Origin of the sequence: Denitratimonas organivorans (assembly GCF_037478135.1) — a bacterium.
In the GTDB taxonomy this organism is placed as follows: Bacteria; Pseudomonadota; Gammaproteobacteria; order Xanthomonadales; family Xanthomonadaceae; genus Denitratimonas.
Genome location: NZ_JBBHDV010000001.1, coordinates 231,844 through 255,596 on the forward strand (window position 1 = coordinate 231,844; position 23,753 = coordinate 255,596).

A 23,753-nucleotide genomic window follows, 5' to 3' on the forward strand; every position below is an offset into this window, starting at 1 on the left:
GCGGGAGCTTCGTGATGAACATGAATGGGCGTGGATGGCTGCTGGCCATCGCATTGAGCGGCGCGATGCCGGCCGCGCAGCCGGCGTGCAGCTCGCTGCTGGACCGGGAGCTGCGCCCGCTGGCCGGCAAGACGCCGGAAAGCCTGTGCCAGCACCAGGGCAAGGTGCTGCTGATCGTCAACACCGCCAGCAAGTGCGGGCTGACGCCGCAGTACGAAGGGCTGGAAGCACTGCATGCGCGGCTGGAGCCGCAGGGTTTCGCGGTGCTGGGGTTTCCGTCCAACGATTTCCTCGGACAGGAGCCGGGCAGCGAGGAACAGATCCAGGAGTTCTGCACGCTGACCTATGGCGTCACCTTCCCGATGTACGAGAAGGTCAGCGTCAAGGGCGCGGAGGCGTCACCGCTGTATCGTGAACTGCTGGCCGCCACCGGTGAAGCGCCGGGCTGGAATTTCCACAAGTACCTGCTGGATCGCGATGGCCAGGTTGTGGCCAGTTTCGGCAGCCGTACCAAACCCGATGATCCGGCGCTGCTGGCGAAGATCGAGGAACTGCTGGCGGCGCCGGCTGAATCGTCGCCATCGGCCGACGGAACCTGAGGCCCGGACGCTGGTCTGAGCTGCCGGCGTTGCATGGCCCGGCCATGCGCCGCAAAATGTCGCGTCTTACCGGGCGTCCGGGTGCCGGGCGTTTTTTCTGCTTCCCTTCTGGAGTCTTAGATGAATCTTTCCCTGCGTCACACGCTGCTTGCCGCCGCCGCAATCGCCGCCATGGGCGTGTCCGGCGCCGCCATTTCCAAGGACAAGCTCGAAACCGAACGCGACAAGGCCAGCTACCTGGTCGGCATGCAGATCGGTGGATCGCTGCAGCAGATCAAGGACGAAATCGACCTGTCGACCGTGTTCCAGGCCATCGAAACCTCGCTCAAGGGCGATGAGCCGCTGCTCTCGCAGGAAGAGGCCGGCGCCGTGCAGCAGGCCTTCGCCGAGCGCCTGCAGGCCAAGCATGCGGCCGAGCAGCAGGCGGCAGCCACGAAGAACAAGCAGGAAGGCGAAGCATTCCTGGCTGCCAACAAGAACAAGTCCGGGGTGAAGACCACGGCCTCGGGCCTGCAGTACCAGGTCGTCACCGAAGGCAAGGGCGCCAAGCCCGCCGCCACTGACACCGTCAGCGTGCATTACACTGGCACCCTGCTGGACGGCACCAAGTTCGACAGCTCGGTGGATCGCGGCCAGCCGGCCACGTTCGCGCTGAACGCGGTGATCCCGGGCTGGACCGAAGCCCTGCAGCTGATGCCGGTGGGCAGCAAGTACACCCTGTGGATTCCGTCCGAACTGGCCTACGGCGACCGCGGCACCCCCGGCCCGATCGGCCCGAACTCGACGCTGAAGTTCGAGGTGGAGCTGCTGGAAATCGTCAAGCAGTAAGCCTGCACACGCGGCAATACCGAAAAGGCCGGCGCGCAATCGCCGGCCTTTTTGTTGCGCGGACGGAAGGGATTTGTGGGGCTGGCTTGCCTGCGATGGGCCGCGTCGATGCGGTATCGTTCGTTTCCTTTTCTTGTAGGACAGGCAGCCATGGGGCGGTCGGTGGCGTGGTGGTTCCGGATTCCGTTCTGGCAGCGCGTGATGGGCGCGTTCGTGCTCGGTGCGCTGGTGGGCTGGCTGATGGGCGAACCGGCGGCGCGCTGGTTCCAGCCGCTGGGCACGCTCTACATCACGCTGATCCGGATGATCGCGGTGCCGCTGGTGTTCTTCGCGGTGATCGATGCGGTTGGCCGCCTGCACGGGCAGAAGAGCATCGCCACGCTCGGCGGCAAGACTTTCCTGTGGTTCGCGCTGACGGCGGTGTGTGCGGTCGGCATTGGGCTGGGCGTGGCGCTGCTGCTGGATCCGGGCGAAGGTGTGGAAAACCTAGTCGCGTCGGAAAGCTACGCGCCGCGTCAGGTGCCCGGCCCGGTACAGGTGCTGCTGGACGTGGTGCCGGCCAATCCCTTCGGCGCACTGGCCGAAGGGCGCATCCTGCAGGTGCTGTTTTTCGCCGCGCTGATCGGTGCGGCACTGGTGAAGATCGGGCACAAGGCGGAGCGGCTGCGCGCGCTGGCCGGCGAGGCCAGCGGGGTGATGATACAGATCACGCGCTGGGTGCTGGAAATGACACCGCTGGGCACCTTCGGCCTGATCGCCGCGCTGGTGGGCAGCTACGGTTTTGAGCGGCTGCTGCCGCTGGGCAATTTCGTCATCGCGCTGTATCTGGCCTGTGCGCTGCACATCGTGCTGGTCTACGGCGGCTTGCTGCTGGCGCACGGGCTGAATCCGCTGCGCTTTTTCCGTGGCGCGGCGCCGGGCATGCAGGTGGCGTTCGTCAGTTCATCGAGCTTCGCATCGATGCCGGTGGCGCTGCGTTGTGTCGGCAATATGGGCGTGGACCGCGACTATGCGGCCTTCGCGGTGCCGCTGGGCGCCAGCGTGAAAATGGATGGCTGCGGCGCGATCTACCCGGCCATCGCCTCGGTGTTCATCGCGCAGTATTTCGGCATCGAGCTGAGCCTGGCGCAGTATTTCGCGATCCTTCTGGCTTCGGTGCTGGGCAGTTTCGGCACCGCTGGGGTGCCGGGCACCGCCATCGTGATGGCGACCGTGGTGCTGGGCGCGGCCGGCCTGCCGCTGGAAGGGCTGGGTTATCTGGTCGCGATCGACCGGGTGCTGGACATGATGCGCACCATGACCAATGTCACCGGCCAGATGCTGGTGCCGGTGCTGGTAGCGCGCAGTGAAGGCCTGCTCGACCGCGACGCCTACAACGCGCCGCACAGCGTGGGCATCGATGAGGCGGAGGAAGTCCAGGCATGAAGTCGCGCATCGTTACGCTGGCGGTGTCGGCCGCTTTGTTGCTGGCCGCGTGCGCGCCCACGCGGCCATCGCCGGAAGACCCGCGCGCCGGACGTGTCGGTGTTACGGAAGTGGATGCGGCGGTGCCGGCGGAGATGCGTCTGGTGCTGGCCGACAACGAGAGCTTCCAGCCGCCCTTGCCGGATTTCGACAACGCTTTGCCTGATTATCCGGCCGATCTGCTGGCCTTGCGCCTGGCGCCGCGCAGCGTCTGTCTGCGGTTGTCGATCGACGAACATGGTGCGGTGAGAGACACCGAACCGGTCGACCAGGGCCCGGACTGTGCCGTCGGCATGGACATCGAAAGCGCCTTCCACGCCGCTGCTGCACAGGCCGCGATGGGCTGGCGCTTCGAGCCGGCGTTCCGCTGCATCTTCCCGGAAGGCACGCCGCCAGACAGCGCCTGCGGTTTTGACGGCACCCTGGAAGTGCCGCAGCCGGTGAGCCTGATCTACCGCTTCGTGTTCGAGCAGATCGACGGTCAGGGCCGCGTCGGCATCGAGTGAATCCCGCGCATGTCCTGTGCGCCGATGCCGCGGGCCAGCAGTCGCCTCAGCGTGGGGCCGTGGCAGACGATTTCGATGTGGTTGCCGTCCGGGTCCAGCACGAAGCCGGCGTAATGCTCGGCGTGCTGCGGATGTTCGCCCGGCGCACCGATGTCGCGACCACCGTGCACCAGCGCGATGGCATGCACGTTGTCGACCTGTTCGCGCTGGCCGGCGCGGAAAGCCAGATGGTGCGGCCCGCCCGGATGGCCGAGCGCGGCGGTCGAGCCTTCGCGGCAGACGAACAATTCCTCGGCCCAGAAGCAGTCGTCGCCCTCGCCGCCCAGCGGAATGCCGAGCGAGCCGAGCACGGCTTCGTAGAAATTGCGGCTGGCGGCAAGATCGCGCACCACCAGCATGATGTGGTCGATCAGGCGGCCGCGCGGCGGGGTGGATGTGGCCATGGCTGCATCTCCGGAAAGCGACAAGTGGCTTCAGCATAGGCAGGCTCAGCTCCCGTTCATTTGATCTATGTCGGCCCGGATGCAATTGCTCCGCCGCTGGTCTGTCGGAAGTAGGCGTTCGTCGACCGGTACACGCATTGGCTCCCGCGCAGCGCCGCTGCGGAGGCGGAAACCCGGATGGCCGGGGTGGTCACGGCTTCCGGGCGGCGTCGCCAGTAGCCTGATTTCACAGGGACTTGGGTGATCTGCCTGCGCTGCGCACAGCGCCAGGGTTGACGCAGCTGTGGCGATGTATTATCCAAACCGTTTTGTGCAGTGCGGCAATCATTCTGCCGCTGCCAGTTCCGGGGGAATCCACGATGTCCGAGCAACAACCGACCGGTGCCGAAATCGTCGTTCGCGCCTTGCAGGATCAAGGCGTGCAGCACATTTTCGGCTACCCCGGCGGGGCGGTATTGCCGATCTACGATGCGCTGTTCCAGCAGGACGTCATCCAGCACATTCTTGTGCGGCACGAGCAGGGCGCGGCGCACGCCGCTGAAGGCTATGCGCGCTCCACCGGCAAGGTCGGCGTGCTGCTGGTCACCTCCGGTCCCGGCGCGACCAATGCCGTCACCGGGCTGGCCGACGCGATGATGGATTCGATCCCGCTGGTGTGCATCACCGGGCAGGTGCCGACGCATCTGATCGGTACCGATGCCTTTCAGGAATGCGATACCGTCGGCATCACCCGCGCCTGCACCAAACACAATTTCCTCGTGCGCAACGTGGATGAGTTGGCTGGTGTGCTGCACGACGCTTTCCATATCGCCACCAGTGGCCGCCCCGGGCCGGTGGTGGTGGATATTCCCAAGGATGTGCAGTTCAAGCGTGGTGTCTACACCGGCCCGCAGGCCGATCTGGTGCACCCGACCTACCAGCCGCAGACCGAAGGCGACCCGGCGCGCATCGCGCAGGCGGTGGAACTGATCGTTTCGGCCAAGCGCCCGGTGTTCTATACCGGCGGCGGCATCATCAACGCCGGCCCGCGCGCCACGGAACTATTGCGTGAACTGGCGGCGCTGACCGGTTTTCCGGTGACCTCCACGCTGATGGGGCTGGGTGCGTTCCCGGCCAGCGATCCGCAGTGGCTGGGCATGCTCGGCATGCACGGCACGTATCAGGCCAATCTGGCAATGAACCGCTGCGATGTGATGATCAACCTGGGCGCGCGTTTCGATGACCGCTGCACCGGCCGGCTGGATGCGTTCTCGCCCGGCTCGCGCAAGATCCATGTCGATATCGATCCGTCTTCGATCAACAAGGTGGTGCCGGTTGAGGTGCCGATCGTGGGCGACTGCGCGGTGGTGCTGGAAGCCTTGCTGGCCGGCGTTGCGGCGCGGGCCGGGGAAATTGATCGCAGTGCGCGCGATGGCTGGTGGGCGCAGATCGATGTCTGGCGTGCGCGTCGATGCCTCGCGTATGCGCATTCCGATGATGTCATCAAGCCACAGTACGCGATCGAACGGCTTTACGCACTCACGCGCGGGCGGGACACCTTTATCACCACCGAAGTCGGCCAGCACCAGATGTGGGCGGCTCAACATTTCCATTTCGACGAACCCAACCACTGGATGACCTCCGGCGGTCTGGGCACGATGGGTTACGGCATCCCGGCTGCGGTTGGCGTGCAGGTGGCGCATCCGGATGCGCTGGTCATCGACATCGCCGGCGAGGCCAGTGCGCAGATGACGCTGCAGGAGCTGTCCACCGCAGTGCAGTACCGGCTGCCGATCAAGATTTTCATCCTCAACAACGAGTACATGGGCATGGTGCGCCAGTGGCAGCAGCTGCTGCACGGCGGGCGCTACGCGCATTCGTATTCCGAAGCGCTGCCGGATTTCGTCAAGCTGGCCGAAGCCTACGGCGGCAGGGGCATCCGGGTGTCGTCACCGGCGGAACTGGATGAGGCGATCCGCGAAATGATCGAATACGACGGTCCGGTGATCGTGGATTGCCGGGTCGACAAGGCCGAAAACTGCCTGCCGATGATTCCGTCGGGCGCGGCGCATTTCGAAATGATCCTGCCCGATGCAGCCGAGGCCGAAGTGACCGAGGCGGGCAGGATGATGGTGTGACGCTTTTTCTCCCTCTCCCCACGCGTGGGGGAGAGCGGGTTTCTTTTTTATCGCCACAACCTGCCACACAGGGGATGCCCCATGAGCAACCAACCCGCTTCCGCCTATTTCCTCACCGATGACGTGCCGCAGGCGGTGCGCACCACGCTGTCGGTGGTGGTCGACAACGAAGCCGGCGCGCTGGCGCGCGTGGTGGGGCTGTTTTCCGGGCGCGGCTACAACATCGAATCGCTGACCGTGGGCGAGACCGACCACCAGAAGCACACCTCGCGCATCACCATCGTCACTTCCGGCACACCGCGCATCATCGAGCAGATCAAGGCCCAGCTCGGGCGTCTGGTGCCGGTGCACCGTGTCGTTGACCTGAGCGCCGACAAGTCCGGCGTGGAGCGCGAGATGGCGCTGGTGAAGGTGTCGGGCACGGGTGAGCAGCGTGCAGAAATGCTGCGCCTGTCCGACGTGTTCCGCGCCCGCGTCATCGACATCACCCACACCAGCTTCACCTTCGAGTTGACCGGCACGCCGGTCAAGATCGACGCCTTCGTGGACCTGATGATCCCGCTGGGGATGGTCGAAATGAGCCGCACCGGCGTGGTCGCGATTGCGCGTGGTGATGGTGCGACCTGATTACTGTCCAACCTCCCAACCCGCCGCAGTGTAGGGGCGCACATCGCAGATGGGCGCGATGGGGCTTTCCGTGTGATGGGTGCCGGCCATCATCTGCAAGAGCGTAGCCTGGGGTGTTGTCGAATGTGATGCTGCGAGCGCAGCTGGTTGCGCTCTGCATGTAAGGCATGGTGCGAGCGCAGCAAGGGCAGTGTCCGGAGGTCATTGTCCGTTTCACGGTGGCGATGTCGGCTCCGCCGCTTGGCGGCTTGAGCCGACCTACATGCGTTGCTTCCTTGTGACGACGCCGGGAGGTCATCGTCAGTCTGCACCTCACGGATGAGCTGCACGCCAGCCACAAAAAACCCCCGCCGAAGCGGGGGTTTTTCGTTTCATGGGCCGATGGGTTGGCCCGGTTCGATCTTTGGATCAGTCCTCGAATCCATCCGAGAAGATGTGCGGATCAGGTGCACACTGGCCGTCGCGGTCAGTGTACAGACGCACGATGAAACCATCGTGGTCGGAGCTGCCGATCAGGCCGGTGCCGTTGTTGCGGTGGCGCGCCGGTGCGTCGGCGTTGCCACGGCCGTAGACCAGTTCCGGACACCAGATCTGTGCGGCATCGTTGACCAGGCCATGGTCGAGCACCTGCACCGAGCCGACGGTGCGCGGGGCTTCGCCCAGGATCTCGCCCAGGTTCTCGGCGAAGGTGTACGAGTAGCGGTCCTGTTCATCCACATCCAGCACCAGATTGCGCAGCGGCGGAACCGTGATGTTGGCGGTGCCGCCGTTGCCGTCGTCCGGCAGGGTGTACTGGTTCTCGGCGTTGTCGTAGGTGCCGGCGATCAGGCCGACCACGTCGGCATAGCCGTCGGTGACTTCGAAGGCGTTGTAGTCGCCGACCAGGATCAGCGGCACGCCAGCGGTGTCGGTGGGGGCCGGGTTGGCGCCTTCCAGCTCCAGACCCTGCTGGAAACGCTGCACCAGCTGCGCGATGGACTGCGCCTGGGCGAAACGCTTGGAGGGCACACGCGGGCCGTCACTGATGCCGATCAACGAGCGGGTGTGGTTGTTGAGCACCGCGAACTTCTCACCGTTGAACGTGGCTTCCAGCAACTGCGGCGGCCGATCGTGCAGCACGCAGGGCGGGGTGCCGCTGCAATCGTCCAGGGTCAGGGTCACGTCCAGATCGCGTACTGCATCCACGCTGACCCGTGCGGTGTTCACCAGGAAGGCATTGCGGATCGCGGTGGGCGAAGGCGTTGCCGGCGGCACGGTGTTGGCGATGCCTTCATGGGTGACGTAGCTGGTGTTGTATTCGGCATTCAGCAGATCGGCCAGGTCGCTGCCCACATCGCCGAATTCCTGGATCGCGATCACGTCCGGCAGGTCCAGCACCACGCCGATGTACTCGGTGACACGTGCCATGCGCGGGCTGCAATTCGGCGCGCACAGGTTCAGTACGTTGAGCGAGCCGATGCGCAACTCGTCGCTGTTTTCCGCAGCCGGCACCGGGCGCGGCTGGTCGGAGCTGACCAGGGTGATGCTGGTCGGGCGCAGCGCGTAGTTGCCGAACTGGTAGGCGATCACGCCGACGGCTTCGAACATGTCGCCGCCGAAGATCTCGGTGTCAACCGGCATCGCACCGGCGCCATCGGCATCCAGCTCGAACACTTCCGGGTTGCCGTCCCACACCGGCAGGCCGGTGACCGGCGACACCACCGACGGCAGCAGGCCCTTCTCGCGTCGTGCACGCAGACCACTGGCGGTGACGTAAGCCTCGCCGAAGTGATCGCTGCCGAAGGTCTGGTTGCCGGTGACGGTAACACCGGCGGCCACGCTGACGCGCATGTTCTCGAAACACTCGAAATTGGTTTGCGTGAGCGGACAGCTCAGGTTGTCCGGGTCCGGCGAGGGGCGGGTTTCATCCAGCGTGACCGGGGTTGGCAGGGTGCCGGTGCCGGTCACGGTGAAGCTGGAGTTGGTGATCTGGGTCCAGTCGTAAAACTCCTGCACCTGGCCGCTGACATCCACCAGGTCGCCGATGGCAACGCCGCTCGGAGCCGTACCGGTGAACACGAACACGCCGGTCGAAGCCTCGGCCGGTGCCGCGCCGGCACGCTCGTCCGGGGTCTGGATGAAGAAGCCGTTGCTGGCGATCGCGGTCACCACGTTGTTCTGCGTGCTGACCAGATCGCCCAAGCCGTCGCCACTGGCCGGCGCAAACGGCGAACGCAGGCCGGTGCCCTGGATCTCGTGGATCTCGTAAATCGCATGGTCATCGTCGATGATGCTGCCGGACTTGGAGATCTCCGCCGGTTGGCTGCTGTCGGTGCCGGTGAAGCCGCTCAGCGTGACGGTGACGGTGGCATCGCCGTTGGCCGTGGTATCCGGCATGGTCTGGACTTCGATCAGGTACGGGCTGGCGTCGCCGTCGTCCAGCGTCACCGTCGTCGTGGTGCAGGCGCTGCCACCACAGGTGTAACGGCCCGTGTCACCGCTGTAAGCAACCTGGAACGAGATTTCCTCGCCGCTGGCGATGGCCGGCGCGTAGTTGACGGTGAAGGTCAGCGTGTTGGGTGCGTCCGGATCATTGCCTTCGGCCACCGTGACCTCGGCGCTGTCGAACGACACCACCGGCGCGGTCGGCTCGGGTGCGCCGGCACACGGGTTCAGCGGGCTGGCGCTGTTGCGCGGCGCCGGTGCTTCTGCGGTGAAATCGGCGGCGTTGTCGTCGGTGTCGGTGCAGCCGGCATCGGCGCGCAGGGCGGCTGTCGTATTGGAGATGGCGGGAGCGGGGCCGGCGCCCTCATAACAACTTGCAGTGGAACTGATTCCGAGCAGATCCTGGATCGAAGGATCGGTCGGACAGGTCCCGGTCAGTGTCGTGGTGGCGCTGACCAGGGCCACCTTGCCATTGCTCCCGGCCATGGCGATGCTGCCGGTCGCATCCGGCGTCGGCAGTGGGGTGGTGCCGCCGTTACCCGCCGCCTGTTGGATCAGGTAGTACTGACCGGGTTGCAAGGTGCCGGACAACTCTGTCGTCTGCCAGGTGCCGCCGGCTGCGCTGGCATACTGCACCGTCCAGTTGGTGAGGTCGGCTGGGGCATCGCCGCTGTTGAAGATTTCGACGAAGTCATGGGTGTAGGTGGCACCGGAGTTGCCACCGCCACCGTAGGACTGGCTGATCACCACCTTCGCACCCACAGGCTCCGTGCCGGTGCCGCAGTCGGGTGCCGGCGAGCTGGCGTTGCGCGGGGCAAAGTCCGGCGCATCCACGCGGGTGAAGTCCGCAGCGTTGTCGTCGGTGTCGGTGCAGCCGTCATCGGCGCGGTAGATGGATGCGCTGGCGGCCGGCGCTGGCGCCGGGCCGGTGCCTTCATGCGCGGCGCCGGTACCGAAGCCGACCAGATCGAGCACCATCGGATCGTGCTGGCAAGCGGTGGTCTGGCAGGTCAGGCTGGTGGTGCCGTCGACCAACGCGATATTGCCGTTGGTGGCACCGGGGGAGAGGTTCACGGTGAGGTCGGCGCTGACCGGGATATCGATACCGTTGGTGCCGGCACCCACCTGCACCAGAAAATAGCTGTTGGCCGGGATCGAACCACTGAGATTGGCGCGTCCGGACCAGTTGGTGCCTGTGGCCGATGCGTACTGCAGCGACGTACCGTCGAGGTCGATCGCCGCATCGCCCTGGTTGTAAAGCTCGATGTACTTCTGCTTGTAGGTGGCGCCACTGTTGCCGCCGCCGCCATACACCTGGCTGATTACCACCTGCGCCGATGCTGTGCCCGCGCCAAGCGCGGAAAGCATCAACAGCCCCGTCATCGCAGCCCTGAGCCGCGCCGTTCTTGAAATTCGCATGGAATGTACCCCGACATGGATGTGAGCCTTGCTTGATCTGGCGGCGTGGCTGGTATCGCTTGCCGCAGTCAACAGCGGCGCTGAGCCTAACACCATCATGTGACGCTTTCGTGTGCCCACGGTGGGTTGGCGCCACCGTTTGGCGGAGTGTGGCGCTTACGGCTGGGGCGGCCTACTAGTGGGGGATATCACGGCCGGCGAGGACAAGATCGGCCGTTTTGAGGGCTTCAATCCGCAAGTAGCTCCGCCAGCACTGCGGCATAACGCCGTGCGATCGCGTCGGCGTGGGGGTGTTGGCCCCCTTCCACCACACGGTTGCCGCCAACGTGGACTTCGTCGATCAGGTTGCGGTTGCCGGCGAACACGAAACGGTCCATGAGGTCGGCATCGCTGGCGGCGGCCAGCGCCGGGGCGTGGCGGTCGAGCGTGATCCAGTCGGCGGCGTGCTGTTCGGCCAGGGCACCCAGCGCCATGCCGGCACTGCGTGCGCCGCCGTGCCAGACGGCGTGCAACAGGGCGGCGCCGGTGGAAGGCTGGGCCGGACTGGCGCTGATGTTGCGGCGTTGCGCGCGCAGGCGCTGGCCGTATTCGAGCCAGCGCAGTTCTTCCACCGGCGATACCGAGATGTGCGAGTCGCTGCCGATCGAGATGGCGCCGCCGGCATCAAGAAACTCGCGCAGCGGGAACAGGCCGTCGCCGAGGTTGGCTTCGGTGGTCGGGCACAGTGCGACGGTGGCGCCACGGGCGGCGATGCCGGCGATTTCGCGTTCATCCAGATGGGTGGCGTGCACCAGACTCCAGCGCGCATCGACCGGTGCATGGTCGAGCAGCCACTGCACCGGTCGCGCGCCGCGTGCGGCCAGGCATTGCTCGACTTCGGCGGTCTGCTCGGCGATGTGGATGTGGATCGGCGCCGGGTCGTCGCCGATGGCCTGCATCAGCTCGGACAGGGCGGCTTCGGGCACGGCGCGCAGGCTGTGCAGCGCGATGCCGACGCGCAGCATCGGGCTTTCCTCCTGCCGCAGCGTGGAAAGCAGTGACAGGAAGGCGTCCAGCGTATGGCCGAAGCGGCGCTGGCGCGGTTCCAGTTCGCGCCCGTCGAAACCGGCGCTCATGTACAGCACCGGCAGCAGGGTCAGACGGATGCCGGTATCGGCGGCGGCCGCGATCAGGGCGCGCGACATCGCGGCCGGGTCGTCGTATGGGTGGCCGTTGGGCTGGTGGTGCAGGTAGTGGAACTCGCAGACGGCGGTGTAGCCGGTTTCCAGCATTTCCGCGTAGAGCTGCATCGCCACGGCGTACAGCGCATCGGGATCCAGCCGGCGGGCGAAGCGGTACATCAGCTCGCGCCAGGTCCAGAAGCTGTCGGCCGGATCGGTCTGGTGTTCGGCCAGGCCGGCCATTGCGCGCTGGAAGGCATGTGAATGGGTGTTCGGGATGCCGGGCAGCGCAAAGCCGCGGGCATCCGGATCCGGCAGCAGCACGCCGATGCGGCCATCGGTTGCGGTCTGGATGCGGGCGGTTTGCCAGCCGGAGGGGCTCGGGAAACGGTAGGCGGATGAAGGATTCATGCGTGGGACGATAGCCGACACCGGCCGGATTGGTGGACAAAAAACGCCCTGAAGCAGGTTTTCGCCATCACGTTGCGCTGGCGGCTGCGCCGGCCGGGTGGGGCGCTGCATGGATGCGAGGCAACGAAAAAGGGCCGGCATTGCTGCCGGCCCTTTCCGAATGTGGCGCCCGAAGTTGGACTCGAACCAACGACCCCCTGATTAACAGTCAAGTGCTCTAACCGGCTGAGCTATTCGGGCGAGCCGCCTATTTTAACCACTCGCGGGGGCAGGTCAAGCAGGTGTCAGATGCAGGCGTTCATCGTGGCCAGTTCGCGCGAGGTGGCGCTGCGCGCGCGCCCTGTATTGCTCAGGATCAGCGCCGATTGCACGCTGCCATCGGCACAGATGCGCAGGGTCAGGTTGGTGCCGCCGGCAAGGCCGGTGGGGCGGAACGTGGCGCGCGGTCGGCCGCTGCCGCTGTGCGCCTGAAGACCAGGCGGGATCGGGTTTTCTGCACGGACCAGCGTATCCCCGGCATCCAGCCGACCATTGTCGTTGCGGTCCACGAAGATGATCCAGCCTTCGTCCCAGACGCCGTCACTGCGGCAACCGCCGGCCTCGGTGCCGGGGCAGATCGTGGTCAGCCGGCGCTGGCTCACCGCATGCACGCGCGCAGTGGCGAAACTGGACATCAGCAGGTTGTGGGTGCCGGTGGCTGCATTCCGGGCCTTCAGCGCGGCCATCGACGGCGCGGCCACGGCCAGCAGGATGGCCAGCACGGCCAGGGTCATCAGCAGTTCGATCAGGGTGAATCCGAGGGTGCGGCGGGACATGACGGCGACTCCGGTGGGAAGGTGCTGCCATCGTGGCGCTGGCGTCGGGGGCGGCCCATCGGAGTGCGACGGGACATGGCCTGGGCAGGTTTCACCATTTCGCGCTAGGAAAATTCCCAGGACGGCATCATCGGGCAAACCGGGGCATGCGCTGTCGGTCCGTCCACGCGAGGGGTGGTGGCGTAGATTCGTATAGAATCCGGCGGTCTGGGAGCATCAGGGAGCGGTGCGTCCAGGCGATTCCAGCCGGGCCAGGGGTGCTACAGGCCCGCGCGCCATTCCAATGCATTGTTGAGGGGGCACCATGCGATTTTTCCGATCGTGGTCTTTGGCCACGGGGTTGTTGTTGCTGTGCGGTCTGGCTGCGTCGGCGCAGCCCCAGAAACTCCATGTGATTCCTGCCGGTGAAGCCGTAGCAGCTCAGAAAACCGGCGCGGCAGTTTTGGAGCGTGCCGGGCTCGACGCCTTGCTCAGCCGCGCCCGGCAGGAAGGTCAGGTCAATGTCATCGTGACCCTGAACCTGGGCACCAGTTTCCGCGCGGAAGGGAGTGTTTCCCTTGCCGATGCGCAGCAGCAGCGCACTGCCATCGCCCAAGCACGGAGCCAGGTCATTGCTGGCCTGGCCGGCACCGATGCCCGCGTCAATCGTGAGTACGAGACCGTTCCGGCCGTGGCACTGCGTGTGGATGAGGCGGGGCTGAAGCTGTTGAGCCGATCGGCCCAGGTGGCGCACATCAGCGAAGATGCGCTGGCGTTCCCATCGCTGCAGCAGAGCGTGCCGCTGATCGGTGGCAACAATGCCTGGACGGCAGGCTTCGATGGCAGCGGCTGGGCTGTGGCAATCCTGGATACCGGCATCGACATCAATCATGCGTTCTTCCACGATGCAGCCAACAACTCGCGCATCGTGGCGGAAGTCTGCTTCTCCAACGCCGGCGGTGCCGGTGGCAAGGTCAGCCTGTGCCCGAATGGAAGCAGCAGCCAGTTCGGTGCCGGTGCTGCCAATGCCAACACCAGCGCCTGCCTCTCCGGTGGCAGCCAGTTGTGTGACCACGGCACCCATGTGGCCGGCATTTCCGCCGGCTATAGCGCTACCCGCAAGGGCGTGGCGCCCAATGCCGGCATCATCGGCATGCAGGTGTTCACCCGCTTCAACGGCGCATCGGATTGCAGCCCCTACTCGCCACCCTGCGTGATGAGCTACACCTCGGACCAGATCGCGGCGCTGGATTACCTCAACAGCACCTTGCGTGCCCAGCACCAGATTGCCTCGGCCAATATGAGTCTGGGTGGGGGCGGTTACAGCACTTATTGCGACGGTAGCAACAGCGGCACCAAAGCTGCGATCGACAATTTGCGCAGCAACGGCATCGCCACCGTCATCGCCACCGGCAACGGCAGCAGCAGAACCCAGATCGGTTCGCCGGCCTGCATCTCCACCTCGGTGGCGGTCTCTTCCACGACCAAGACCGATGCGGTGTCGAGCTTCTCCGATGTAGCTTCGATCATGGACCTGTTCGCGCCGGGTTCGAGCATTTCCTCCTCCATCCCCGGCGGCAGCTATGCCTCGTACGGCGGTACTTCGATGGCGACGCCCCATGTGGCCGGCGCCTGGGCGGTGATGAAGCAGGCCAAGCCATCGGCATCGGTGGCCGAAATCCTCAACGCATTCATCACCACCGGAGTCTCGATCACGGATCAGCGCTCCGGCGGCACTGTGACCAAGCCGCGCATCCAGCTTGACGCGGCAGTCAGCGCCCTGACCGGCAGCACCAGCCATACCGTCACGCCTTCCATCGGCAGCGGCAGCGGCGTGATTTCGCCGGCGACGCCACAATCGGTGCTCGAGAACAACACGGTCGGTTTCACCCTGACCCCGGCCCTGGGCTATGCGATCGGCACGGTGGGCGGCAGCTGCGGTGGCACGCTGAGCGGCAACAGCTTCCAGACTGCTCCGGTCACCGCCGATTGCACGGTCGTGGCCAATTTCGTGGAAAGCAGTGCGGGCGGTGACCTGGTGTGTTCCGGTCCGATCAACCATTCGATCAGCAACAGCATCGACGGTACCTCGGTCAACTGGATCACCGGCGATATCCAGAACGCGGACGTCGCGGGTTACCACTTCAATCCCTATAACAACGGTGTGCAGCTGACATTCTGGTGGAATACGGGTGCACCGGATGTGGCCGGTGTGTCGACCGGGCCCACGTCATCGGAATTCCGGGTGTTGCAAGCCGGTGATGTGGTTGGCCCGGCATCGATCTGGTCCACCAACAACAACCCCGGCCCGACCGCATGGGCGGCAGGTGCCGACGGCTATCTTGGTTTCCGCTTCAACTGTGCGTCGATTCCGGATGCGCCGGTATCGGGCATCTGCTACGGCTATGCCCACTTGCTGACCACGGCGCCTACCGGCTTCCCTGCAACCCTGGTGGATTTCTGTTGGAACAAGACGGGCAGTGCGGTGGTGGTTCCCGGACTCGGCACGCCTGAAATCGACGTGACCCCGGCCAGCCTTGCTGCCAGCCAGGACGCCGACACCACCACCAGCCAGACCCTGACCATCGCCAACACTGGCACTGCGGATCTGAACTGGAGCATCGAAGAAGCCCCCACCAGCCGCCCCATCGCGCTGGGCCTTGCGGGTGTCGATGCGCCAATGGCGACGGTTCCGCTGATCCTGGATGACGGTTTGGTCGAAACCAACATCGGTATTGGTGGCGCCTCCCAGTTCATCTATCTCAACCGCTTTACTCCGGCTGCCGGCGATTATCCGTTCACGTTGAATGAGATCCAGGTGTATTTCGACGGCAACGCACAGGGTGCGACCGTCGGTGACAGCCTGCTTCTGGCCATCTACGAGAACACCAGCGGCAACAGCAACCCTGCAATCGGTGCCAACCTGCTGGGCACGGTGCCGGTGACGGTTGGCGCGCTCGGAGCGTGGAATACCTACGCCTTGCCGAACCCGATCGAATTGCACGGGCCGGGTGATGTGTTGATCGGGGTGGTGGCGCAGAAGGCTCCGGGAGTTCCGTATTTCCCGGCAGCAATGGACCAGACGACCACACAGCAGCGTTCCTGGGTGGGCTGGTGGAGCACCCCGACGGCACCCACGCCGCCGACATTGCCTCCAACCACCTGGACTCTGATAGACGCGGCTGGTCCTGACCTTGCTGGAAACTGGATGGTACGTGGCAGCGGCGAGACCTTCGTCGACGGCTGTACCGCGCTGGCCGATGTGCCGTGGCTCGATATCGATCCGGATTCGGGAATGACTCCGGCATCAGAGAGCACGGGTGTCACGGTTGGCTTCGATTCCTCCGGCATGTCGCCCGGCACCTATGCGGCCAATCTGTGTATCGCCAGTGACGACCCGCTGAATCCGCTGCTGGCGGTGCCGGTGGAACTGACGGTCAACGCCGCGCCGGTGACCCATACGATCACCGTGAATACGGACCCGGCTGGCAGCGGCAGTGCGTCCTGCGTGCCGAATCCGGTGCCGGACGGCGGCAATGCCAGTTGCATCGCAACCGCGGCGGCGGGTTACAGTCTCTCCGGCTGGACGGGTGACTGCTCTGGCGGCAGCTGTGAGCTGGCCAATGTGGACGGCCCGCGCACGGTCACGGCGAACTTCGTGCACATCAGCCATCCGGTGACCGCTTCCGTAGCCGGTAGTGGTGGCTCGATCGGCCCGGGCAGCCAGCTCGTGGTTCATGGCGGCACCGCCAGCGGTACCTATGCGGCGGATGCGGGCTGGTCGCTGGGCAGTCTTTCCGGCAGCACCTGTTCACCACTCGACAACGGCAACGGCACCTGGGCCGCCGCCGGAATCACCGGCGCCTGCGCCATCACCGCCAGCTTCGTTCAGGATCCGGTCGATGGCGTCTGCGGCCCCGCGCACGGTGGCACCTTCACCTCGGCACCGGTCACGGATCTGTGTTCGGTCGGCAATGCCGGTGCCGTATCCGGTGACGGCCCGTGGAGCTGGACCTGCGCCGGTTTCGCCGGTGGTGCCGATGCCAGTTGCTCGGCCGCCATCCAGACCTACACCCTGACCTACACGGCAGGTGTGGGCGGATCGGTTTCCGGCAACAGCCCGCAGAGCGTCAACCATGGCGGCAATAGCACGCCGGTCACGGCGCTGCCGGATGCCGGCTACAGCTTCGTCCAGTGGAGCGACAGCAGCTTGGCCAATCCGCGCACCGATACCGGGGTGGCTGCGGACATCAGCGTCAGCGCTGAATTCGCGCCGCTGCCGGTCTCCGGCTTCACGCCCGGCAACATCGTGGTGTACCGCGTGGGCGACGGCTCGGGAACCCTGGCCGGCAACGCCACCCGCGTCTTCCTCGATGAAATCGATGCGAACAGCGGGGCCGTGGTGCAGAGCATCCCGCTGCCTACCGTTGCCGATGGCGACAACATGCGTTGCGTGGCGAACGGCACCTCCTCGGCGGAAGGCATGTTCACCCGCAGTACCGATCGCGCCTATCTGGTCGGCGGCTGCTATGACCAGACGCTCGGCGGTTCTGCGCCGGGAGGCGCGCGTGTGGTGTTCCGGGTCGGCGCCGATGCCGGCGTGGATACGCGTACCACGCTGACCGACCAGACTTCGGGTGCACCGCGCACGGTCGCCAGCACTGATGGTGATGCGCTGTGGGTGGCGGGCAACAGCTTCACCCGCTATGCCAATCATGGCGACAGCACCAGTACGGAGCTCAACGGCAGCGTCAACGGGCGCGTGGCGCAGATTTTCGACGGCCAGTTGTACGTCTCTGGCGCCAGCGCCATCAACGCGATCGGCAGCGGCCTGCCTACCAGTGGAGCGCAGGCGGCGTCGGCTGTGCTGAGCATCAGCGGCGGTGGCATCTATGGCTACTTCTTCGCCGACCTGTCCGAGGACGAGCCGGGCCTGGATACGCTCTACGTGGCACAGGACAACGGCAACGCGCTGGGCAAGTTCTCGAAGGTGGACGGCGTGTGGACCCAGAACATGCCTGCGATCGGCGTTGCCGCCGATGCATACCGTGGCCTGACCGGGCGTGTGGAGGATGGCGTGGTCACGCTGTTCGCCACGCGCAGGGGCGGTACCGGTGGCAACGGCGGTGGCGAACTGGTCAAGCTGGTCGATACGGCGGGTTACAACGCGGCCAACAATGGCACCCCGGCGGTGCTGACGACGGCCACCACCCGCACCGCATATCGCGGCGTGGCCTTCGCGCCGGAAGCGGTGGTGAAGCACGAGGTCACATCCAGCGTTGGTGCCGGGCTTGGTGACATTGACCCGCTTGGCACCCAGCTCGTGATCGATGGCCAGACTGCACTGTTCACCGTGACAGCGGCGGCTGGCTGGCATGTCGACGAGATCACCGGTTGCGGCGGCTCGTTCGATGCCGGTACCCATGTCTACACCACCGCCCCGATCACCGCGCCCTGCGATGTGGTGGCGAACTTCGCGATCGACACCCATGCGATCACGGTCAATGTGTTGCCTGCTGAAGGTGGCAACGCGACGTGCACCCCGAATCCGGTGCCGCATGGTGGTGATGCTACTTGCGGTGCGACACCGGCAGCGGGCTACAGCGTCGCCGGCTGGTCCGGTGACTGCTCCGGCGCAAGCTGTGAACTGGCGGATGTGGATGGTCCGCGCTCGGTGACGGCGACGTTTACGCGCAGCATCCATACCGTCACCCCGTCGGTAGCTGCCGGAAGCGGAACGATCTCTCCCGATACCGCGCAGCAGGTGGAGGATGGCAACGCCATCAGCTTCATCCTGACGCCGGCGACAGGGCAGGTGATCCACAGCGTGGCGGGTAGCTGCGGCGGCAGCCTGGCGGACGACACGTTCATCACGGCCCCGGTGACGGCCGACTGCACCGTGATCGTGCATTTCGCCGATGTGGGTATCTTCAGCGACGGTTTCGAAGACTGATCTTTGCAGCAACCTCGGCTGGCCCACCCATCGGGCCAGCCATCTTTACAAAGCCCGCCTTCACCGGCGGGCTTTTTTCTGCCCTCGGTCAACGGCGGGTGGAACAGCTCCTATACTTCCCGTCCTGATGACCGAGGATTCTCCCCGCTTCGAGCTTGTTTCCCCGTTCGCGCCGGCTGGCGACCAGCCGCAGGCGATCGCGCAGCTTGTGGCCGGGTTCGAGGCTGGGCTGGCGCACCAGACGGTGCTGGGCGTGACCGGTTCGGGCAAGACCTTCACCGTTGCCAATGTGGTGCAGCAGGTGCAGCGGCCGACGCTGGTGCTGGCGCCGAACAAGACCCTGGCGGCGCAGCTCTACGGCGAGTTCAAGGCCTTCTTCCCGAACAACGCGGTCGAGTATTTCGTCAGCTACTACGACTACTACCAGCCCGAGGCCTACATCGCGGCCTCGGACACCTATATCGAGAAAGACAGCTCGATCAACGAGCACATCGAGCAGATGCGGCTCGCCGCGACCAAGGCGTTGCTGTCGCGGCGCGATGCGCTGATCGTGGGCACGGTGTCGGCGATCTACGGGCTTGGTGCGCCGGAGGATTACCTGTCACTGCGGCTGATCCTGGCGCGTGGCGAACGGGTCGATGCGCGGCGGCTGATCCGGCATCTGGCCGATCTCCAGTTCACCCGCAACGAGTTCGAGTTGCAGCGCGGCACCTTCCGCGTGCGCGGCGAGAGCATCGATGTGTTCCCGGCCGAGAACGAAACCGAAGCGGTGCGCATCGAGATCTTCGATGGCGAAATCGAGAGCCTGGCGATCTTCGATCCGCTCACCGGCGAAACCCTGCGCCGGGTGCAGCGCTACACGATCTACCCGAAAACCCACTACGCCACCACGCGCGAGCGCGTGCTCAGCGCGATCGACACGATCAAGGAAGAGCTGGCGCAGCGGCTCGAGCAGCTTTACGCCCAGAACAAGCTGGTCGAAGCCCAGCGCCTGCAACAGCGCACCACCTTCGATCTGGAAATGATGGCCGAGGTCGGCTACTGCTCCGGCATCGAGAACTACAGCCGTCATCTCACCGGCAAGGCGCCGGGCGAACCGCCGCCGACGCTGTTCGACTACCTGCCAGCCGACGCGCTGCTGGTGATCGACGAATCGCACGTCACCATTCCGCAGCTCGGCGCGATGTACAAGGGTGACCGTTCGCGCAAGGAAAACCTGGTCGAATTCGGCTTCCGCCTGCCGTCGGCGCTGGACAACCGCCCGCTGCGTTTCGAGGAATGGGAGGCACGCGCGCCGCGCATGGTCTTCGTCTCGGCCACGCCGGGGCGCTACGAACTGGGCAAGACCGAGAACAGCATCGTCGAACTGGTGGTGCGCCCGACCGGTCTGATCGATCCGGAAGTGGAAATCCGCCCGGTCGCCACCCAGGTGGATGATCTGATGAGCGAGGCGCGAGCGCGCATCGCCCTGGGTGACCGCGTGCTGGTCACCACGCTGACCAAGCGCATGGCCGAAAACCTGACCGAATACCTCGGCGAGCACGGCATCAAGGTGCGCTATCTGCATTCGGACATCGACACCGTGGAGCGCGTGGAAATCCTGCGCGATCTGCGCCTGGGCGTGTTCGATGTGCTGGTCGGCATCAACCTGCTGCGCGAAGGTCTGGACATGCCGGAAGTCTCGCTGGTGGCGATCCTGGATGCCGACAAGGAAGGCTTCCTGCGTTCGGAAGGCTCGCTGATCCAGACCATCGGCCGCGCCGCCCGCAACGTGCGTGGCAAGGCGATTCTGTACGCCGACCGCATCACCCGTTCGATGCAGGCCGCGATTGACGAAACCGACCGCCGCCGCGCGCGCCAGGTCGAACACAACACCGAACACGGCATCGTGCCGCGCACCATCGTCAAGCCGATCACCGACATTCTGGAAGGCGCCCGCGAAGAAGTCTCCGAAGGCCGCAGCGCTGTCGGGCGTGGCCGCGGTGCGGCGCGCAAGGTGGCCGAACCGACCGCCGACTACCGCGCGCTGACGCCGGAGCAGGCGGCCGCGAAAATCCGCGTGCTGGAGCAGCAGATGTACAAGCACGCCAAGGATCTGGAATTCGAGGATGCGGCGCGGGTGCGCGACGAGATCGGCCGGATCAAGGCGCAGGCGTTCGCCGGCTGAGCCGGGGTTCCCGGCGTTTGATCGGGATCAGGGTTGCGGCCGGAAGGCGTTGATCGCGTCGCGCTGTTGCTGTGCCGCGATGGCAGCGGCTTCGGCGAAATCTTCGCCCGCGCCGGCGTACAGGATCGCACGCGAGGAACTGATCACCAGCCCGCCGCCATCGGCACAGGCACCGGCCCGCATCACCGCCTGCACATCGCCGCCCTGGGCGCCGATGCCCGGCACCAGGAAGGGCAACTCGCCGACATCGGCACGCACCTGGGCCAGTTCATCGGGCCAGGTGGCGCCGATCACCAGCGCGCAGTTGCCGTGTTCATTCCATTCATTCGCCACGCGTCGCGCGACATGGCGGTACAGCGGCAGGCCATCGACCGGCAGATCCTGGAATTCGCCCGAACCGGGGTTGGAGGTGCGGCACAGCACGATCACGCCCTTGTCGGCATGGTCTAGGAACGGCTGTACCGAATCGCGTCCCAGATACGGATTCACCGTGACCGCATCGGCACCGAAGCGTACGAAGGCTTCACTGGCGTAGTGCTGGGCGGTACTGCCGATGTCGCCGCGCTTGGAGTCCAGAATCACCGGGATGCCGGGGTGCTCGGCATGGATGTACGCGATCAGCCGTTGCAGAGCAGCCTCCGCGCCGAGTGCGGAAAAATGCGCGATCTGCGGCTTGAACGCACATACGTAAGGCGCGGTGGCATCGGCGATGGCGCGGCAGAACGCGAACACCGCATCCGGATCATCGGCCAGATGGTGCGGAAACCTGGCCGGCTCCGGGTCCAGCCCGACGCAGAGCAGGGTGTTGGCGTGCTGCCAGCGATTCCGCAGTTGGTTGATGAAGCTCATGACATCTCCAGCGCCGGGGCTGCACCCCGCTTCGCGTCCCGCCAGCCGACTTGCATGTCGGCTGGCGCTCGCAGGCTCGCAGCTTAGCTGCTCGAAAGCCCTGCTCTTCCGTCGCCAGCGGGGGAGAGGGTTGGGTGGGGCGGCGAGCGCCGCAGGCGCGAGTGCTTTTGTTCGGACCAGCAGGTTGTCGGATCCGCAGCTTCGCTGCTTGATCCGGCCTACGACAGTGCCGGACTCACCCACAATCCCGAGGCGGCCTGCCTGCCTTACTTCAGCGCCTTGAACCGCAGGCGCTTCGGACCGGCATCGTCGCCGAGGCGGCGCCTCTTGTCTTCCTCGTATTCGCGGTAGTTGCCCTGGAAGAACTCGACGTGCGAATCGCCTTCGAACGCCAGGATGTGGGTCGCGATGCGGTCCAGGAACCAGCGGTCATGGCTGATCACGAAGGCGTTGCCGGGGAATTCCAGCAGCGCGTCTTCCAGCGCACGCAGGGTTTCCACGTCCAGGTCGTTCGAGGGTTCGTCGAGCAGCAGCACGTTGCCGCCCTGCAGCAGGGTCTTGGCCAGATGCAGGCGGCCGCGCTCACCGCCGGACAGCGTGCTGACGATCTTCTGCTGGTCCTGACCCTTGAAGTTGAAGCGGCCGATGTAGGCGCGCGACTGGATCTCGATGCCGTTGATATTGAGGATGTCCGAACCGCCGGACACTTCCTGGAACACGTTGTGGTTGCCTTCCAGCGCGTCGCGGCTCTGGTCGACATAGGCCAGCTGCACGGTGGGGCCCATTTCGATGCTGCCTGAATCCGGCTTTTCCTGACCGATGATCATGCGGAACAGCGTCGACTTGCCGGCGCCGTTCGGGCCGATGATGCCCACGATCGCGCCGGGCGGCACGATGAAGCTCAGGTCATCGATCAGCAGGCGGTCGCCGAAGCTCTTGGAGACGTTCTTGAACTCCATCACCTTGCTGCCGAGGCGCTCGCCGGGCGGGATGAAGATTTCGTTGGTTTCCTGACGCTTCTGGTAATCGACCGATTGCAGTTCCTCGATCCGCGCCAGACGCGCCTTGCCCTTGGAACGGCCACCTTTGGCGTTCTGCCGGGCCCATTCCAGTTCCTTCTGGATGGCCTTCTGGCGCGCCTTTTCCTGATTTTCCTCCTGCTTCAGGCGCTCGTCCTTCTGCATCAGCCACTCGGTGTAGTTGCCCTTCCACGGGATGCCGCGGCCGCGGTCCAGTTCCAGGATCCATTCGGCGGCGTTGTCGAGGAAGTAACGGTCATGGGTGACCGCCACCACGGTGCCGGTGTAGCGCGCCAGGAACTGCTCCAGCCATTCGACCGATTCGGCATCGAGGTGGTTGGTGGGTTCGTCGAGCAGCAGCATGTCCGGCTTCTGCAGCAGCAGGCGGCACAGCGCCACGCGGCGCTTCTCGCCACCGGACAGGTTGCCAATCTTGGCGTCCCACGGTGGCAGGCGCAGCGCGTCGGCGGCCACTTCGAGTTGGTTTTCCAGGGTATGCGCGTCGCCGGCGGCGAGGATCGCTTCGAGGCGCTCCTGCTCCTTGGCCAGCGCATCGAAATCAGCGCCTTCCTCGGCATAGGCGGCGTAGACCGCGTCCAGCGCGGATTGCGCCTGCAACACTTCGCCGACGCCTTCCTCGACCGCTTCGCGCACGGTCATTTCAGGGTCAAGCTGGGGTTCTTGTTCCAGGTAGCCTACCTTGATGCCGGGCTGCGGGCGGGCCTCGCCTTCGAAATCCTTGTCCACGCCGGCCATGATCCGCAGCACGGTGGACTTGCCGGCGCCGTTCAGGCCCAGCAGGCCGATCTTGGCGCCGGGGAAGAACGACAGCGAAATATCCTTGATGATCTGGCGCTTGGGCGGGACCGTCTTGGACACGCCATTCATGGTGTAGATGTATTGCGACATGGGACTCTCGGAAATGGGATATGCGGACGGCTGCCGGACGGCACGCCGTGCTGCATGGGGGACC

The 23,753-nt window shown here is 65.4% G+C and carries 14 protein-coding genes and 1 tRNA gene; 8 read left to right on the plus strand and 7 right to left on the minus strand.

Annotation, left to right across the window (positions count from 1 at the left end):
• Window positions 1–20: 20 nt before the first annotated feature.
• The 4 genes from WDB66_RS01020 (at window position 21) to WDB66_RS01035 (ending at window position 3,397) form a co-directional block, all read left to right on the plus strand.
• Window positions 21–599 carry a glutathione peroxidase gene (locus WDB66_RS01020; protein ID WP_489670806.1) on the plus strand — a complete coding sequence of 193 codons (579 nt, stop codon included), beginning with the start codon at window positions 21–23 and terminating at the stop codon, window positions 597–599.
• A gap of 120 nt (window positions 600–719) precedes the next feature.
• The gene (gene bamJ, locus WDB66_RS01025; protein WP_339396564.1) at window positions 720–1,427 is read left to right on the plus strand and encodes a BamJ family beta-barrel-assembly machinery protein; all 708 of its coding nucleotides are present in this window, start codon (window positions 720–722) and stop codon (window positions 1,425–1,427) included.
• Between the two features lie 150 nt (window positions 1,428–1,577).
• The gene (locus tag WDB66_RS01030; RefSeq protein ID WP_339396565.1) at window positions 1,578–2,852 is read left to right on the plus strand and encodes a dicarboxylate/amino acid:cation symporter; all 1,275 of its coding nucleotides are present in this window, start codon (window positions 1,578–1,580) and stop codon (window positions 2,850–2,852) included.
• A complete protein-coding gene (locus WDB66_RS01035; protein WP_339396566.1) occupies window positions 2,849–3,397 on the plus strand; it encodes a hypothetical protein in 549 nt (182 codons plus the stop codon). Before WDB66_RS01030 ends, WDB66_RS01035 begins: the two co-directional genes overlap by 4 nt.
• Here WDB66_RS01035 and WDB66_RS01040 read toward each other — a convergent pair.
• Window positions 3,373–3,840, minus strand: coding sequence for a VOC family protein (locus WDB66_RS01040; protein ID WP_339396567.1), 468 nt, complete (start codon window positions 3,838–3,840; stop codon window positions 3,373–3,375). The genes WDB66_RS01035 and WDB66_RS01040 overlap by 25 nt on opposite strands.
• 359 nt (window positions 3,841–4,199) lie before the next feature.
• Here WDB66_RS01040 and WDB66_RS01045 point away from each other — a divergent pair, with 359 nt between their 5' ends.
• Entirely contained in the window at window positions 4,200–5,957 is a 1,758-nt protein-coding gene (locus tag WDB66_RS01045) for an acetolactate synthase 3 large subunit (protein ID WP_339396568.1), read from the plus strand.
• A gap of 81 nt (window positions 5,958–6,038) precedes the next feature.
• On the plus strand, window positions 6,039–6,584 hold the full coding sequence (gene ilvN / locus WDB66_RS01050) for an acetolactate synthase small subunit (RefSeq protein WP_339396569.1): 546 nt from the start codon (window positions 6,039–6,041) through the stop codon (window positions 6,582–6,584).
• 408 nt (window positions 6,585–6,992) lie between these two features.
• Here the strand turns inward: ilvN and WDB66_RS01055 are convergent, their stop codons facing one another.
• From WDB66_RS01055 to WDB66_RS01070, 4 genes are all read right to left on the minus strand, one after another.
• A complete protein-coding gene (locus WDB66_RS01055; protein ID WP_339396570.1) occupies window positions 6,993–10,376 on the minus strand; it encodes a lamin tail domain-containing protein in 3,384 nt (1,127 codons plus the stop codon).
• 278 nt (window positions 10,377–10,654) lie between these two features.
• The gene (locus WDB66_RS01060) at window positions 10,655–11,998 is read right to left on the minus strand and encodes a formimidoylglutamate deiminase (protein WP_339396571.1); all 1,344 of its coding nucleotides are present in this window, start codon (window positions 11,996–11,998) and stop codon (window positions 10,655–10,657) included.
• 163 nt (window positions 11,999–12,161) lie between these two features.
• A tRNA-Asn gene (locus WDB66_RS01065) sits at window positions 12,162–12,238 on the minus strand.
• A gap of 44 nt (window positions 12,239–12,282) precedes the next feature.
• Entirely contained in the window at window positions 12,283–12,813 is a 531-nt protein-coding gene (locus WDB66_RS01070; protein ID WP_339396572.1) for a GspH/FimT family pseudopilin, read from the minus strand.
• A gap of 304 nt (window positions 12,814–13,117) precedes the next feature.
• Between WDB66_RS01070 and WDB66_RS01075 the strand changes: the two genes are divergently transcribed.
• Window positions 13,118–18,745 (plus strand): InlB B-repeat-containing protein, encoded by a 5,628-nt coding sequence (locus tag WDB66_RS01075; RefSeq protein WP_339396573.1) that lies wholly within the window; start codon window positions 13,118–13,120, stop codon window positions 18,743–18,745.
• Between the two features lie 127 nt (window positions 18,746–18,872).
• Window positions 18,873–20,912, plus strand: coding sequence for an excinuclease ABC subunit UvrB (uvrB, locus tag WDB66_RS01080; protein ID WP_339396574.1), 2,040 nt, complete (start codon window positions 18,873–18,875; stop codon window positions 20,910–20,912).
• Window positions 20,913–20,939: 27 nt separating this feature from the next.
• On the opposite strand, the gene pyrF is transcribed toward uvrB, so the two are convergent.
• Window positions 20,940–21,761 carry an orotidine-5'-phosphate decarboxylase gene (gene pyrF, locus WDB66_RS01085; protein WP_339396575.1) on the minus strand — a complete coding sequence of 274 codons (822 nt, stop codon included), beginning with the start codon at window positions 21,759–21,761 and terminating at the stop codon, window positions 20,940–20,942.
• 266 nt (window positions 21,762–22,027) lie between these two features.
• Window positions 22,028–23,689 (minus strand): energy-dependent translational throttle protein EttA, encoded by a 1,662-nt coding sequence (ettA, locus tag WDB66_RS01090; RefSeq protein WP_339396576.1) that lies wholly within the window; start codon window positions 23,687–23,689, stop codon window positions 22,028–22,030.
• Between the last annotated feature and the right edge of the window lie 64 nt (window positions 23,690–23,753).

Bases quoted from the DNA above. Each gene is read 5' to 3' on its own strand.
- WDB66_RS01020 (WP_489670806.1), top strand. From the start codon at position 21: ATGAATGGGCGTGGATGGCTGCTGGCCATCGCATTGAGCGGCGCGATG.
- bamJ (WP_339396564.1), top strand. From the start codon at position 720: ATGAATCTTTCCCTGCGTCACACGCTGCTTGCCGCCGCCGCAATCGCC.
- WDB66_RS01030 (WP_339396565.1), top strand. From the start codon at position 1,578: ATGGGGCGGTCGGTGGCGTGGTGGTTCCGGATTCCGTTCTGGCAGCGC.
- WDB66_RS01035 (WP_339396566.1), top strand. From the start codon at position 2,849: ATGAAGTCGCGCATCGTTACGCTGGCGGTGTCGGCCGCTTTGTTGCTG.
- WDB66_RS01040 (WP_339396567.1), bottom strand. From the start codon at position 3,840: ATGGCCACATCCACCCCGCCGCGCGGCCGCCTGATCGACCACATCATG.
- WDB66_RS01045 (WP_339396568.1), top strand. From the start codon at position 4,200: ATGTCCGAGCAACAACCGACCGGTGCCGAAATCGTCGTTCGCGCCTTG.
- ilvN (WP_339396569.1), top strand. From the start codon at position 6,039: ATGAGCAACCAACCCGCTTCCGCCTATTTCCTCACCGATGACGTGCCG.
- WDB66_RS01055 (WP_339396570.1), bottom strand. From the start codon at position 10,376: ATGCTTTCCGCGCTTGGCGCGGGCACAGCATCGGCGCAGGTGGTAATC.
- WDB66_RS01060 (WP_339396571.1), bottom strand. From the start codon at position 11,998: ATGAATCCTTCATCCGCCTACCGTTTCCCGAGCCCCTCCGGCTGGCAA.
- WDB66_RS01070 (WP_339396572.1), bottom strand. From the start codon at position 12,813: ATGTCCCGCCGCACCCTCGGATTCACCCTGATCGAACTGCTGATGACC.
- WDB66_RS01075 (WP_339396573.1), top strand. From the start codon at position 13,118: ATGCGATTTTTCCGATCGTGGTCTTTGGCCACGGGGTTGTTGTTGCTG.
- uvrB (WP_339396574.1), top strand. From the start codon at position 18,873: ATGACCGAGGATTCTCCCCGCTTCGAGCTTGTTTCCCCGTTCGCGCCG.
- pyrF (WP_339396575.1), bottom strand. From the start codon at position 21,761: ATGAGCTTCATCAACCAACTGCGGAATCGCTGGCAGCACGCCAACACC.
- ettA (WP_339396576.1), bottom strand. From the start codon at position 23,689: ATGTCGCAATACATCTACACCATGAATGGCGTGTCCAAGACGGTCCCG.